Annotated in this window: 1 protein-coding gene; it reads right to left on the reverse strand. The window is 53.7% G+C overall.

What is annotated here, in order from left to right; all coding sequences use genetic code 11:
* On the reverse strand, window positions 1-335 hold a 335-nt coding region (locus tag AC2A06_RS18975), incomplete at both ends, for an Ig-like domain-containing protein (protein WP_484381313.1).

Below are 335 nucleotides of genomic sequence, written 5' to 3' on the forward strand. Positions count from 1 at the left end.
CACCATCGTCGCCGACAGCAACCGACCCCAACAGTTTTCCATCATCATAGACATTGATGATGCTATTTGGCTCTGCCGTTCCCTTGAAGGTCGGGTTGGCATCGTCAGTAACACTGCCGTTGGTCAATGGACCACGCACATCACCCACATCATCAATGGCATTACCCATCACCGGTTGATCTGGCGCGGTGGTATCTACCTTCAGCTCAAAGGCTGGCGAGGTCACGCTGTTACCAGCGGCATCTTCTGCCGTCACGGTCAGGCTGTGGTTACCCTCGATCAGATCGGTCTCTGGCGTAAAGCTCCAGCTACCATCTTTCTTGACGATAGTGGTA

The sequence above is a fragment of the Serratia sp. HNCC26DJ244 genome, assembly GCF_057180565.1.